Source organism: Hominilimicola sp., assembly GCF_046972485.1.
GTDB classification, from domain to species: Bacteria; Bacillota; Clostridia; order UBA1381; family UBA1381; genus Hominilimicola; species Hominilimicola fabiformis.
This window is the reverse complement of sequence record NZ_JBKVWU010000001.1, coordinates 26,637-42,672: the sequence shown is the minus strand read 5'-3', so window position 1 is coordinate 42,672 and position 16,036 is coordinate 26,637. Positions and strand designations below refer to the sequence as shown.

Here is a 16,036-nt window from a genome sequence, read left to right as displayed (position 1 = left end):
CTTTTTATATAAATTTTATTTGTGACTTCTGTAAATACATTCCGCAACATATTGTTCCAATGCATTCCACTCTTCAACACGTCCTTCTTTTATCGCCAAGTCAATCTCCGCAACTCGCCTCAGCATCCAAACAAGCGAATCCTCCGAAAAGCCTTTGGCGCTGTTTATATATTTTCTTGCAACAAGCAACGGAACGCCTATTCCCGATGCAACCTCAGCTTGTGACGCACCGTTCATTAATTTTACACGGAGCATTTTTTCAAATGTCGAAAGCATTAAATATATAAGCGTAAACACATTTTCTTTGACCGTTTTTAAATCGGCAAGCGTTTCCATTGCCTTTTGTGTATTGCCGAGCATAATCGCGTCCGTAAGTTCAAAAACGATAACTTCCATTGACTTTGCAACAACTCTGTCAATATCGGTTTTATATATTTCTTCATCACAAAAATCAATCAGCTTTTTAATTTCATTATTAATACTCGCCAAACCACTGTCACATATAGTTATAAGGTAATACGCATTTTCTTTTGAAATCTTCTTTTTTGCGTTCAGAAATTGCTTGACAACCCACGTCACAAGGTCAGCCTCGCTCAAATAAGTAAATTCAACCACTGTTCCGACCTTTGCCGCCGCCTTATACAAAGCACTTCTTTTATCAACCGCTGTTTCATCGAAAATCACGACCGTATCGTCAGATATTCTTTTAAACTTTTCGGTCCAAAATTCCTTTTTTTCTTCTGTCGATGCCTCATCTTTTCCGCTTTTCAACTGAAAAATACCGCTGTCCTTAATGTGTATCAGCTTTTTATCCGTCATCATCGGAAAGCTTTCCCATGCGTCGTCATATTCCGAAAACGCAACGTCACGGCCTTCAATTTTTATGTGGTTAAAGTCCGGAAAACCGCCGTCCGGAACACAGTCTTTTACCCTATTAACGTACATTTCACGCAGGTAATCCTCCTCACCGTAAAACACATACAAAGGCGCTAAAATACCCTCTTTAAGCTGTTTTTTCAGTTTTAACAAATTTCCGTTTTTCTTTTCCGCCATACTTATCTCCTATTATATATATCCGTTTCGGCACTGCCGTTTTTATGTATTATAAATTTTATATCGCCGTCATAATCAGTACGAAAAACCTGTGCATTTTTCAGTCTTTCAAGTACATCGTCATTCGGCAAATTATATGGATTATTCTCACCGACGCTTATAACCGCATATTCGGGAGTTAATTTTTCAACCCATTCTTCACACGTTGCGGTATTCGAGCCGTGATGTGCAACCTTTAACAAGTTCGTTTTGCCTGCTTTTCCGTCATCAATCAAATTCTTTTCGGCAAATGATGACATATCACCCGTAAATGTTGCAGAAAAACCGTTATACTCGACGTAATACACATATGAAGTATCATTTTCATCATTACTTAACCCTGTCTTATTTGACGGAGGAATAATTCTTATTGTCATTCCGTTATTATAAGTAAGAAGTGTTTCCTGTGAAATGTAATGCACTGTCGTGCCGTTTTCCCTTGCGGTATTTTCAAGTGCCGCACGCCATTCACTGCCCTCCATATTATCGGGCAGAAATAAATTTCTTACCTTTATATTCTCCATTGCCGCTATAATTCCCTGCACATGGTCTTGATGATAATGACTTACAAACGCACTGTCTGCCTTTGTTATCCCCTCTGTTTCAAGATAATCAAGGTACACCTTTTCACCGGGGTTGTAATCAGAATACGAATTACCACCGCCGCCGTCTATAAGCACATTAAATCGGTACGGTGCTTGAATTACCGCACCGTCACCCTGACCGACATTGACGAATGTAATTTCCACATTATTTGTACTAATCACTTCGCCTATTACATACGAAGTCATCAATGCCGCCGCAACAAAAATTGCAATACGCATTTGACTGTTTTTCTTCTTAATATATTTCACTCCCGAGGCAACGGCAAGAGTGTATATAATAAGTAATAACAAATTCGGTTTTGCAACTGTATGCGATACAAGACCGAGTTTATATGAAATTGTCGGCACAAGTTTTAGTATAAACAGCACACAGTCAACCGCCTGTTTAAACAGCGGTGCGGTGTTGAATACCGCAAGCATTACAAGCAAAATCGGTGCAAGCACCATAATCACCGTCACGCAAGGCAACATTATTATTGACAAAACAATAGAATATATCGAAACAGCACCGAAAAAGTACGCCGAAACAGGCAAAAGTCCGATTGTACAAATTATGCCTATCGCAAAAAGTCTGCGAATGTATTTTATATGTATAAATTTAAGTTTACCGTGCACACAGTCGTAAAAGTAATATATCATAATTGCCGACAGCACCGACATCACAAATCCTGCGTCAAACAGCATTATCGGGTTTGCCGCTCCGACCGCAAGCAACGTTATACCGACTATATCCGGATAATATTTACGTCCGAATTTACTTTCGGTAAATATTATTACCGCTATCATCACAGCCAATCTGACCGAAACGGTATTGTTTGCATTTGCGAAAGCATATATAATAAGAAGAAACACCGTCAAAATATCGCGTGTCTTCTTTTTGAATATGCCCAAAACAAGTGTCATTAAGGACATTAAAAGCATTATATGAAGATACGAAGAATAAAAATATCTTTTCGTACCCGTTTTGGTAAGTATCTTATCAAAATCGTCCGAAAATTCTTTTTTATCCCCTATCAGCACAGCTTTCATTATCGCATTGTAATCGCCCTTGTAATGCTTGTCAATTAATTTTGAAATTGAGTTCTTAAACGAATTGTTAATCGCATATGGTGAATAATCTTTTATCACTTCGTCCGAAAGTTTAACTTCACTGCTGTATGATTTAAAGAAAATCCCCAATTTTTTATAATATTTCTTATAATCAAAGCCATTTCTATTCAATTTTTCAGGAAGTTCGTTGATAAATCCGCCGAAAGTTACGGTATCACCGTATTCCAGCTTATTATCGGAAGTAAGAAGGATTTTATCCCTTACCTTTTCATTATTTACTTTACGCACATCGATTACATATCGTACATTTTCATCTTCTTCACTGTCCTGCGGTATCTCGCACACGCGTCCGACGACAGTCACATACCGCCCTTCATACTTATACAAATCATGTGCATTTTCGCTCACTTGGGCGTTGCAAAGAACTGTGCCCATAACAAGCGCCGTCATCATAACAAGTATTTTTGTATTGAATTTATGTTTAAAAACCGACACAACTGTCAATACCATTATAAGGGACAAAAGAAAAATTAATGCAAACGCAATGTCTATGCGTTCGTAAATATACACCCCAATCGAAAAGAATACGGCGATTTTAATATATTCAACCATATTTCTTACTCCTTGTATGCTTTAATTATATCAAATCGCAGTTTTCTTTACAACGGCAATGTAACTTTTGTAATCTTTGTAACGCGTTTGTAATATAAATGCACCGATTTTTACAAAGAAACATACTTTGCGCGTAATCTACCTGTAATATTAGGCTGAAATTCTGTAATTTTTGAATTATTTGAATTTTGTACACTTTTACATTATTTCACCTGTAAAACGCACTGTTTATGCAACATATTGAACATTTTACCCCTCGTTTTATGTTACAAAAGCTACTGTTTTATTACCGAATTGTTACAAAAAGAATACGATACGATTAAAAAAGTGTTGACAAATGGTTTAATGTGGTGTATAATCCTGTTTGTAATGTTTTAGAAATATATTAGAAATACAAATGCAATTTAAGTAATCGTTAAGAAAACTTAAATCATTAGGAGGTTTTATTTTATGAAGAACTTTAAGCATTCACTTATTGCTGTAATAGCAGTAGCAATGATAAGTTCACTTGCAGTAGCACAAGCATCCGGCTTAAACAATTCAAAAACAGAAAGAGAACAAAGAATAAATGCGGCAGCAGCGGAGCAGAGCATAACAATCGCTCAAAAGGATATTACAGACGCAGTTAAAGGTACTGCCGAGATTTCAACAGAATCTACAGAGACTTCTGCTGAAAATACAGCAGAAGAAAGCGAAATCGCGGCAAAGAGTTTTTACCCTCTTGGCTATGTACTTATCTCAAACGGTTCACTTGACGTAAGAGAAACTCCGTCAGACGAGGCTAACGTTATCGACAAAGTCGAAGTATGTACAGAAGTTGAAGTTATGGAAAACTCAGAGGGTTGGTACAAAATAGCTTATAACGGTGGTAAGACAGGTTATGTTCCGAGCGAATCGATAACTCAAGATAAAAACCTTGCAGACGAGGCTAAAAAGAGTTATACTAATTACAGAATTGCTCAAGTTACACTTTCAGGCGAATCTGTAAGAGTAAGAAGTGCAGCAAACACTGACGCAGATGTTATAGAAGAACTTTCAGACGGTACTTATGTATATGTACTAAGCGGTGAAAATGATTTTATAAAGATTTGCTACGGTGATGACTATAAAGAAGGTTACGTTATCAATACTTCCCTTCAATTCACAGGCGAATGGATAGAAAAAGACACTATCGCACAAAAACAACAGGAAATTGCAGACGCAAAGGCAGCCGCTGAAAGAGCAGAAAGAATTGCCAAGCAAAACGCAGCCGCAGCCAACGTTGCAACATCTGCACCGTCAGCATCTTCACAATCAGAAGAAACACAGTCGGCTCCGTCATCTTCATCCAAGGGACAATCTATCGTAAACACAGCAATGCAATATCTTGGTGTTCCGTATGTTTGGGGCGGTACTTCCCCATCAGGTTTCGACTGCAGCGGTCTTGTGCAGTATGTATGTTCAAAGAACGGTATCAGTGTAAGCCGTGTAGCGGCAGACCAAAGAAATAACGGAACTTATGTAAGTCGTGACAACCTACAACCGGGTGACCTTGTATTCTTCGGTAAGGGCGGAAACATTCACCACGTTGGTATCTATGTAGGTAACGGAAATATGATTCACGCTCCTCAAACAGGTGACGTTGTTAAGATTTCTTCAATCAACACAGAATATCGTATTTCTCAATACGCAGGTGCAGTAAGAGTTTACTAATTCGATTTAATCATACTGTCCTCTCAAAATGAGAGGACAGTATTTTTTTGTTTCATTTTACAGTTAATTATTGACATAAATCTGTTCGATATGATATAATTCGACTATAAATATTGTAAATTACGGAACAGGAGATGTTGTTATGAAGAAAAAAATTATAAGCCTACTTTCCGCACTCGCTCTTACTGCTCAAATCGTGCCATGCGCTTTGGCTGACGGTGACGTGAAGGTTTATGTAAACGATACGGAAATGGTTACGGACGCACCTATAATTATCGAAAATGACCGTACACTTGTGCCTGTTCGTGCTATTTCTGAATATCTTGACTATACAGTCGATTGGGACAACGATACACAGACAGTTGTAATATCAAAAACCAATACCGAAGTTGAACTGCATATAGGTGATGATGCATTTTTCGTAGACGGTATATTGCAATCAACAGACACAGCACCGCAAATCATTAATGATTTAACATATGTTCCCCTTGCCGTAATCGCACAGGCATTTCTATGCCAAGTAGATTGGGACGCCGATAAATATGAAGTACACATTACTCCGCCCTATGAATATGAAAAAGATAATTTTGCTCCGTTAATTCAATGCGGTATTATTTCGGAAAATGATTTAGACAAGGGCGAATATATAACAACTCAAGAAGTAATTGATATGATTTCAAAACTTTGTTTTTCGCGTATATCTGAAAATTCATTAAATGAATGGGATAACTACGACTGTCTAAAACCGCTTGACAATATCGACGATACGCAAAAGATTTCACTTTTACATCTCAATGCAGCTACAATACTAACCTTAAACGATATAATAGGTTTAAAATTTGAAGATAATCTCACAAATCTACAAGCTTTGACCTATGCAGTCCGATTAGCTGACAGCTACAAAACTTTATATTCCCAAAATTTTGAACTAACAGATGCAAGCGAAAGTGATATTTATAATGCCGCATATCAACACGGATTTATCGAAAATGAGGATATATCAAACGCAAATTCACCTATTTTGCGAAAAGATTTTTATGAACTTTTAAACAAAGTATTGTTTTATAACTATTCACCATATAGCGATGACGTAATAAAAATCAACTTATATCGCAGATTGGTATATAGTTCATAAAAACTAAAATTATTCCGAACCGATATATCAAGGGCAGATTTTTATAAAACCTTACAAAATCGTGTTTCATAATTCATAAAAACCTAAACTCAAAAGAGTTTAGGTTTTTATTTTTCCTATTGACAAAATTCGCATACAGAGTTATAATAGTTAGCAAGCTAACTATTAGCATACTAATAATAGAGGTGCTTTATGGATAAAAGTTTTCATTATATGATAATGGTAAACCAATCATTGTTTCAAAAAAAGGTATTGGACGCTCTATCCCCCTATAAACTCACAGCAGGTCAGCCGAAAGTGCTTGACTATTTAGGTAAGCATAACGGTTGCATACAAAAATCAATCGCTACAGGGTGTCAAATCAAGCCAGCAACGCTTACCGGCATACTATCACGCATGGAAGAAAAAAAGCTTATTATACGTCAAACAAAGGACGGAAACAAGCGTTCTTTATATGTGTATTTGACTGATGAGGGCAAACGGCTTCAAGAAATAGTGAATGATACTTTTGAAAAAGTCGAAAATGAGATTTTGAGCGGAATTTCAGAAAGTGAAAAGGAGCAGTTTATCAACATATTTTTTAAAATATGCAATAATATGACAAATACGGAGGAATTACAGTGACAAACAAAACAGAATTAATAAAACGATACATATTTTTACTTGTTGGACTTTTCGTCAACGGACTCGGCGTAAGCTTTATCACAAAAGCCGGACTCGGCACTTCACCGATTACAAGTATCCCCTACACTCTAAGTCTTGGTTTTACGCCGACAGTCGGAATGTTTACGTTGGTTTTTAATATTTTTCTTGTAATTCTTCAAGTAATTCTTTTAAGACGTAATTTTCAACTTCAAAACTTGTTGCAGCTGCCGATTATCGCATTGTTTTCATTCTTTATTGACTTAACAATGTCATTGCTCGGATTTATGCAGCCCGAAACATATGCTATGAAAATTGTATCACTTATAGTAGGCTGTTTAATTCTCGGTTTCGGTGTGTTTATGGAAATGGTCGCAAACGTTGCAATGTTACCGGGTGAGGCAACCGTCAGAGCGGTTTCCGATGTGTTCAGTACCGATTTCGGTAAAACCAAAATCGCATTCGATTCGTCTATGACAGTAATTGCGGCAATTTTATCGTTTATAATGTTCAAACACCTTGACGGCGTCCGAGAAGGAACTATCGTTGCCGCTATTCTTGTAGGCTTTATCGCAAGACTTTTCAAAAAATATATCGGCGGAATAGAAAAAATACTTATTTCTTGATTTTAGTCTTGACATTAGAAGATATTTATGGTATTATAATTGGGTAATTTGCCGATGTGGTGGAATTGGCAGACGCGCGGGACTCAAAATCCCGTGATGGCAACATCGTGTGGGTTCGACCCCCACCATCGGCACCACAAACCTTGTAAGCAGTAATGTTTACAAGGTTTTTCTTTTATTCCGACAGAATGTTTTCAAACAAAATTCGCCTGCAAAATTGTATAGGCTGCTACATACTATATCAGACGTTAAATCCCTAATCAAAATCACCGTGTCAATAACCCCACTCACATATTCATCTTTATTTTGAATACCCCAAAACAAAAAAGAAGAACCAAACTAATGGTTCTTCTTTTAAATTGTCATTCTTTTTTAATACTCGCAAGCCGCAAGAAGTATATCGTTATATGCCCAATGTGTTTCAGAAACATCACTGAACGGACAAGTTAATTTTTCAAGAATTTCAGTAGTCATTTTTCTATCAGTAATTCTGTTGATAATCGCGACTGCTTCACTTCTCGTAAGCTTATTATCAGGCAAGAATTCATCATTCTCATAACCCGTAACAATTCCCTTTTCTGCCAAGGCATTTATATACTTTTTGCACCAATCAAATCTTGCAATATCGGTAAATTTATCTTCGCCGTCCAACGGTTCAATATTAATATATCTTGCGATTATAGACGCAAATTCTGCTCTTGAAATCATATCTTCCGGACGGCATAAGCCATTTTCATCACCCGAAATATAATTCTTTTCTACTGCGAAATTGATATAATTCTGATACCATGTACCATCGTGTACATCGCTGAACTTATTAGCATATGTTTTATTTACATCAAAGTCACCGTCAAGCACCGTCAATATCTTCGCCACTTCCGCACGAGTAATTGTATTATCCGGTCTGAATTGTACCACGCCGTTTTCTTCATAACCGCTTATATACGGTTCATGCTTGGTTATCGGCATTTCCGTTGGATTTGGTGTTTGATTTCCGTCATTCGGTTTAGGCGAATTCGTCGGTTCAACTGTCGTTATCGGCGTTTCGGTCGGAGTCGGTGTAGGAGTAGCTGATGATCCTTTATTTCCGCCGCTTGATCTCTTCTTTGTTATCGTTACATAATACTTATGTTCTACACCATATTTGTTTTTCACTGTGTAGACAACAGGATTTTTTTCTGAATCTGTAAAGTCCTGCGCACCTTTTGGCGAATAATCGTCACCGTGTATTTGCAAAACAGGTTCAACACTGTTAAGCTTTGCACTTGACTTCAACACCAATTTTACATTATCGTCTTCATACTCTGTTTCACCGTACTGTCCGTCAACAGTCAAGCTCTCCAAATACGGATCATCACCAACACGTTCAATATGTACCGTATAAGTTACATCTTCATCGGCTGCCGATGAAAGCGTATACTTAACAGGATTGTCCAAATTACTGAAATCCTGTGCGGTATCGGCACTCGGTGATATTTCATCAGCGTCAAACGTGATTTGCGGTGTCACAGATGATAAATCATAGATATACGGTGATGATATATATATATCCGTACCATCTATCTTCGTTTCACCCTCTTGCACATCAGGCAATGTAAATTCAGTTATCTTACGAGTCGTACGTCTTGGAACTGTGATTTTTGTTTCACTTGAATAATTTGTATCAAAACCATCTATAACAAATTCAATTCTGTATTCCTGCTCACTGTCAGTACTGTAGTTAGTAGGAATATTAAGAGTTGCTGTTGCTGATTTATCTTCAAATGAAATTGTTTTTCCTTCTATCTTTGCACCACCGCTTATAGGCACTGCATACACCTTTACATCTTCAAAGAATATACCGTTCAAGCCTACTGTTACAAGTCCGCCCTTAAACGTTACCGGTGAAGTATAACTTACCTCGTTAATAGTAGGTTTACCATCTCTTGAAATATGTACAGTGTATTCTCTGTCCACATCATCCGCCGCCGATACCTTGTATACAAGTGACTTTGTTTCGTTATCAAAGTTCTGCTCCCCTTCCGGCGCATAACTGTCACCGTCAATTCTGAGATTCGGTGTAAGCTTGCTTATGTCAGTATCATACTGTACTTTTACATAAACATCCTTATCCTGTATATCAGCACTGCCAACTTGATTTTGAACATAGAAATTAGTTATAGTCCTCGTCTTACGTCTCGGAACTGTAACAGTTTTTAGCGGAACATACGATACATTTTCAAATCCGTCAACATCAAATACCAATGTATAATTCTTTGAATTTTCAGTATCATCATTTTCAGGCATTGTTATACTTGCAGACGCACTTCTGAAACCGTCCGTTACATCGCCGACAACTGCATCATGGCATTCAATCTTGCTATTTCCGTCCTCCGATACGGCATAAACTTTCATACTTTCGTTGAAAATACCTGACATTTCAACCTTAACATCACTGCCCTTAAATGTTTCGGGAGCATTCGAAACCGATACACTTGTTATTGTCGGCATACCCGAACGCTTAACTGTTACAGTATATGTTTTTGAAACACCTCCGTCACCTGTCACGGTATATTGTACAGGATTTGTGAAATCCTGTGTTCCCTTTGGTGTGTAATCCTTACCGTCTATATCAACTTTAGGCGTCAACGCCGTTAAATCAGTCGTATAAGGCATATACAATGTTATTGTATTGTCGTCATCATTGATTTCGGCGTCCTTAGTCTGGTTGTTAATTCTAAAGCCTGTAATTCTACAGCTTTCTTTACGCGGTACTGTAACAATTCCCGACAAACCGATTTGCTGTTCTCTGCCGTTAATCGTTATTTTAAAGTCATATTTCTTATCCTCACTTGTATCATTTTGAGGTAATGTAACTTTACCGATTGCATGACCTCCGTAGCCGTCATATTCAAGCATTACCTTTTGAGTTTTTCCGTCACCGCGAGGTACTGCAACAACCTCCATTGTATCCTTAACCTCATCATCTCTTAAATACGGTATAAACTGACCTGTTATATCAACTGTTATATCAGTATCATTAAATGTTTTAGGTTGATTTATGTTTACGTTGTTTACCTTTGCAACGCCTTCTCTCAATACATTGATTTGATATACATTTTTTGTTCCGTCCTCTGCAATGACGGTGTATTCTTTTGTACTGTTCAAATCCTGTGCGTCTGTAGGTGTATATGATACACCTGTATGACTTACTTTAGGTATTACATTGTTTAAATTCGTGTTGTACGGTACATACAAGTACAACTTATTTCCGTTTCTTGAAATTTCACTTTGGTTTTCCGAAACAACAAAATCTGTCAATTCTTTTCTGTTCGACTTTCTTTCCGGAACGGTAAGCGTTGTATTTCCAGACAAATCCTGTTTTTCACCGCAAGCACTTACAGATAATTCATAAACTCTCTTTGTATCATTATCATTCTTCGGAACATTAAGCGTAGCAATGTAATTACCGGTTTCGTCAACCTGTGCGATTGCAGTTGATATACCGCTTCCTTCAGATTCGCCGCTTACAAGTTTTGCACTTACGGTAATTGTTTTTTCATGGTTTAGTGCATTTGCCGCATTATCAAGATTATCACCGTTAATCCGAACCTGTACTCTGCTTTCCGAGTTTTGTTTAGGGTCTTCAAACGTTATGCTGTTCACTTGAGGTGCTGCCTGTTTTTCAACATGAACAGTATAATCCTTAGTTGTAACCTTATCCTCCGCTGTAACCGTATAAACTACATCAGATGTAAAGTCCTGCTCTGTAGCCGGCGAATATGTCGCATACATATCTTCAAGCTCAACATTCGGCAGCAATGATGTAATATCCGCGTCAAAAGGCATTGTAATGCTTATATTTTTACCTTGTTCGCCCGATATTTTTGTATCGCCTATTTGATTATTGATTGTAAAATCATTTATACCGATAAGTCCGCGCTCTTTTCTCGGGACTCGTATAGTTGAATTAACACTTGTTTGTTCGGTATCGCCGATTTTAGCTTTTAATGTATATATTTTATCCTCTGTATCGCTTGTATTTTCAGGAATATTGATTTCTGCCGTATATGTATCAACACCGTTTACAAGGTCATATGTTGCCTCGACAGGATCAACTCCGTCATCAGAATAAATATATACCTTTCTGTTATTCTCGTTTTCCGCATTCTTTATACTGCTCAATGCACGTCCGATTATTTTTACCGTAACGGTAGAAGCCGCACTTGATGTTGGGTTTCTAAGGCTCAGAGATGTAATCACCGGAGTTGCCTCTTTATATATCTTAATCATATAATCGGCAGTCGTTGTACCGTCTTGAGCAGTTACCGTATATTTTGTTCTCGCATAGCCGTTTATATCAACAGTATATTGTATCGGTTTACCTTGGTCATTTGAAATTCTTCCGCCGATATATGTAAGTTTTGAAGGCGTATAATAATCTTGATACTCATGATCATATGGCATATAAACCGTGATTGTATGACTGTCTTCCGATTCATAAATTGTACTTTGACCAAGCTGACCGTCTATTTCAAAATCCGTTATACTGCACACACTTTTATCATAATCGACTATTAAGTTATTTTTAAGTTTTGTTTCTTTATTTTTAACAACATAATATACTTCATATACAACAGGTTTTTCTGCACTTTGGTTTTCCGGAAGAGTTATCGACGCAACATAATTGCCGTCTGAGTCTTTAATAACGTCACTTTCCAAAACAAGAGGAATATCCTCCAGGCTCTTTACTCTTATTTTAACGTTGCCCATAATTGACACACCTTTAACAGTAAAGTCAGCTTTACCGCCTTTATTGTCTTTTTGCGAGCTGTCATAAGTAACCGACTCTACATATACGGAATATAAAATTCCTTCTGCCATTGCACTGTCAACTTCTATTGTACCTGAATAATCATCTTCGCTATAGCCTACACTCATATTATATGAACCGTTAGGAACCATTAAGCACAATATATGGTCGTCGCCAATATAATAATCTGTATCTTCATATGTACAAATATTTTCTGTTCCCTTTGCACCATTCAATGTTGCTTTTACTTGATAAAGATTATCTCCGTTCGCATTTTTAACTGTTGATGTACTGTTTTCGGCAATATTAATATACGTCTTGCTGTCTGTAATAAATTCACCGTCACCACCGACTGCAGTTCCGGTAACAGCAGTAAGATTTGTCGGTACACCTGTTATTGTCAGCTTCGTATTCGCCTCGGTATTTACTGCATTTGCACCTATTCCGCCTTGAACATCAAGCAGATTGGCAAGTGGATTTGTTTCTGTTGATTTTATAGTAGGCTGTGGATTGTTTGAATATGAATTTTTTACAGAAATGGCATTACCCATCATTGATCTTAATGTACAGTTACCGTCTATTGTTATATCAACATTTCCCATAATATTTATCGGAGTAGCCGAATTAGACATTTTTATGTCAAGATTCTTCAATGTAACAGGCGGAAGTTTCGTTGCCGAATCAAGGTTAACTATATTTTCTGTTGATGTTCCCGTTATTACATATCCTAAATCGTTGGTTTTATATTGTACACCGCCATAGGTTACATAAAGATCAGTTACATAAACACTGCCATTTGAAACATCATAAACATCGGCTTGCTTTTCGGTATGTTCTGAATCCAAAGTAAGATTTACAGTATATGTCACTTCACTCTTATCGTTACCCGTTATTTTATACGTTGCTGATGTTGTATTATTAAATTTCATTGCATCTTTTTGAGTAAATGCACCGATAAATTCTATGTTAGGTGTAATATTTTTCAATATGATGTTATAAGGTACTTTTACAGAGATTACTCTGTTCTCATTATCTATAACAGTATCCCCGATTTGACCCGGAATTTTAAAAGAAGAAACACTTATCTCTGTATTGTTTGTACAATTAAATGTATTCTTTGACATCGAATCAACTTTTGAATATCTGTAATATGTTGTACCGTTTTTATATACACGAATCCATTGATTTCCGGCATTTGCATACAAATACAACTTACCGTTTTTGTCTGTACGTGTTTTTATTTTCTTTTCTGCACCTGTATCATTATCAGAAACAAGTGAGTATTCAACATCTTGCTCATCTGTTATTCCGTCAACCGTTGTTTCTACCAAATACTGATTATACTTAGTTGCAGGAATTGTTCCGGAATTATTAAACGCATCAAATGATGGGTCATTATTTGGTGTTGTTCCGAGAGTTGCGTCTACACTTCCGCCATTAATTGTAATAGCGCCGTACGGAGTCTTATTTCCACCGTTACCGATGCCGTAACCTGAGCCGTTACCGACAGCTTTAACATAACCGCCGTTTACAATGACATTTCCGCCTCGGCCGCTTGTTCCCGATGCACTGCCTGTACCGCCTCCGATACCTGCCGCATTGCTTTCAGAATCATCATCGGCATATGCGTAAACATTACCGCCGTTTATAAGTACGTTGATACCCGAACCGTCCTTACCGCCTCCGATACCGGCACCGCCATTTCCGCCGTAAGCATATACAGTACCGCTGTTTACAGTAAATTGTTTCATATCGCCTATACCGGCGCCGTTTGCAGACTTAAATGTTATAACACCGTCATTATCACCCGAATCTTCAACGATAAGTTTTGAAGTAGCCGTTATACCTCTTACCGCCGCAAGATTTACAGATTGCGATTCAATTTTATTTGTGCCTTTCAGTCTAAGTGTCAGTTCAACATCGTCACCTATCGTCAATGCATTGTTTATAGATGAACGAGATAAAATATTAATATTATCTAAAACAATGGTAGGATTTGCACCCTGTACCACCTCAATTACATTACTTGTTTGACTTGTTGATTGAACTATATATATTTCCATATTCTTTGGAATATCATAGCTTGTTGTACCAACCGTAACTGTTACTATATCGTTATTATCATTGTTTTTTGTTATTTTGATATTTCCTTTTGAAATATCAAACTGCGATTTATCATCACCCGTCAAAGAAATATCTTTTGAACCATTAAAAATATATCCATTTAAAGTTGCTGTTACCTTAACACGAATTTTATGAGTTCCCTGCTTATAATGTGCAACTATATATCCGTCCACAACTTCTGCCAAATCACTGCTTATTGCTGTTTCATTTTCGTCAGCTGTTGTTAATGTATATGTACAATTAAGAATATGAGTAGGATAAGTACAGTCACTTGATTTTTCAAAATCAGTTGTTAATTTGATTTTTGTCTGTCCGACAATTTTATTTACAGTTATTTCATCAGGTACAGATAATTTAATTGATGAATTTGCATCTGTACATGTACAGTCTGACCCCGAATATTCTGTCAGTATTGTTTGGTTTTCTATATCGTCTGTACGATATATTTTACCGGCATATGTTACGGCATAGCTCGTTGTACCTTCTGTTACATATACATACAGCTTTGCTTCGCTGTCTGTTACTGTTTTCCATGAGCCGACAGTAACTTCTTTATTTGCCATTTCAACTGCATCCGGCATTGTCAGAACTACTTGTTTAAGTTTATTTCCATACTTATCTTGAACTTTGTCATAATCTGTGCTTCTGAACGTACCATCTACACTGCCGCCGTTTATGTATATATTATTTACACCAAATTGTTCTGTTGTGGGAGCCATTCTTCCCGGTCCTATGGAATAAGTCACCGAAGCACCGGCTGTTGCTTTAATATATCCGCCATTTACGATAATCTCCGCATTAGACTTACGCTCCACACCGCCTATGGCTGTTCCGTATCGTCCTGTACTCGCATTTATGATACCGCCGTTTATTTCTATTGTACATCCGCTGACATCACCACCAGATGTTTTTACACCTCCGCCTATAGCTGTACCTTTCATTCCTCCGACAGCATTAATAGTACCGCCGTTTATTATAATCTTACCATGTAATTGATTTAGATTCGCACCGATTCCCGATGCTTGTGCAGTACCTGTTACATTAAGAATACCGTCACCGTCAATAGTCAAAATCGAATAATCCGACTCTATACTATTTGCTACAACATTAATACCTGCCTTACCGCTTTTTGTATTTGTAGCAGTAACGGTATTTGTGCCGTTTATGTGCAAATTAACATCTGCACCGGATTCAATTATAATAGGCGAACTTGTTGCAGACGTCATCGTTACATTTTCAATCGTCAAATCCGCCTTTACACCTGTTTTTACCGTCACAATATTTGTAACATCAACAGAACCGATATAATATGTACCGGCTGTATTAATTGTCACATCACCGTTTTGTAAATCTGAACTTAGGTCTGTTCCGTCTGTCATAGGTGCAACATCATTTTTATTTATATTTACAGTATCCTTTGAATTATCCAACGGTACGTTCGTAGCTGCTATATTTTCTTCCGTACTTTTTTCATTCGGAGATGAAGTTGCCAAAACCTCAGTCTGCTCCGAATTGATTTCTGTTTTGATTTCATCAGCCGACACCGCAAAATTCAATGTCGGTAAAAGCATTGATAAAGCCAATATTATAGAAACCGCTTTTCTTTTCATTTTAATTCCTCTTTTCATATATCTTAACAACGTATAGTTATCCTTATTATATATTT

Annotated in this window: 7 protein-coding genes and 1 tRNA gene; 5 read left to right on the top strand and 3 right to left on the bottom strand. The window is 37.2% G+C overall.

Features of this window, described 5'->3' with window-relative positions; translation table 11 throughout:
• Positions 1-15: 15 nt before the first annotated feature.
• Positions 16-1,053 carry a DNA polymerase III subunit delta gene (gene holA, locus ACLTU0_RS00070; protein ID WP_022229571.1) on the bottom strand — a complete coding sequence of 346 codons (1,038 nt, stop codon included), beginning with the start codon at positions 1,051-1,053 and terminating at the stop codon, positions 16-18.
• Positions 1,054-1,055: 2 nt separating this feature from the next.
• Positions 1,056-3,359: a DNA internalization-related competence protein ComEC/Rec2 gene (locus ACLTU0_RS00065; RefSeq protein WP_412320892.1), complete on the bottom strand. Its 2,304-nt coding sequence runs from the start codon at positions 3,357-3,359 to the stop codon at positions 1,056-1,058.
• Positions 3,360-3,809: 450 nt separating this feature from the next.
• Between ACLTU0_RS00065 and ACLTU0_RS00060 the strand changes: the two genes are divergently transcribed.
• The 5 genes from ACLTU0_RS00060 to ACLTU0_RS00040 all read left to right on the top strand — a co-directional run bounded on the left by ACLTU0_RS00060 (position 3,810) and on the right by ACLTU0_RS00040 (position 7,591).
• Positions 3,810-5,051: a C40 family peptidase gene (locus ACLTU0_RS00060; protein WP_118445703.1), complete on the top strand. Its 1,242-nt coding sequence runs from the start codon at positions 3,810-3,812 to the stop codon at positions 5,049-5,051.
• Between the two features lie 142 nt (positions 5,052-5,193).
• Positions 5,194-6,186, top strand: coding sequence for a copper amine oxidase N-terminal domain-containing protein (locus ACLTU0_RS00055; protein ID WP_412320891.1), 993 nt, complete (start codon positions 5,194-5,196; stop codon positions 6,184-6,186).
• Positions 6,187-6,378: 192 nt separating this feature from the next.
• On the top strand, positions 6,379-6,810 hold the full coding sequence (locus ACLTU0_RS00050; RefSeq protein ID WP_412320890.1) for a MarR family winged helix-turn-helix transcriptional regulator: 432 nt from the start codon (positions 6,379-6,381) through the stop codon (positions 6,808-6,810).
• Positions 6,807-7,454 carry a YczE/YyaS/YitT family protein gene (locus tag ACLTU0_RS00045; protein WP_412320889.1) on the top strand — a complete coding sequence of 216 codons (648 nt, stop codon included), beginning with the start codon at positions 6,807-6,809 and terminating at the stop codon, positions 7,452-7,454. Before ACLTU0_RS00050 ends, ACLTU0_RS00045 begins: the two co-directional genes overlap by 4 nt.
• A gap of 50 nt (positions 7,455-7,504) precedes the next feature.
• Positions 7,505-7,591: transfer RNA gene (locus tag ACLTU0_RS00040), tRNA-Leu, on the top strand.
• A 235-nt stretch (positions 7,592-7,826) separates the two neighbouring features.
• On the opposite strand, the gene ACLTU0_RS00035 is transcribed toward ACLTU0_RS00040, so the two are convergent.
• Complete coding sequence (locus tag ACLTU0_RS00035; RefSeq protein WP_412320888.1) at positions 7,827-15,980, bottom strand: S-layer homology domain-containing protein; 8,154 nt, start codon at positions 15,978-15,980, stop codon at positions 7,827-7,829.
• Positions 15,981-16,036 lie beyond the last annotated feature (56 nt).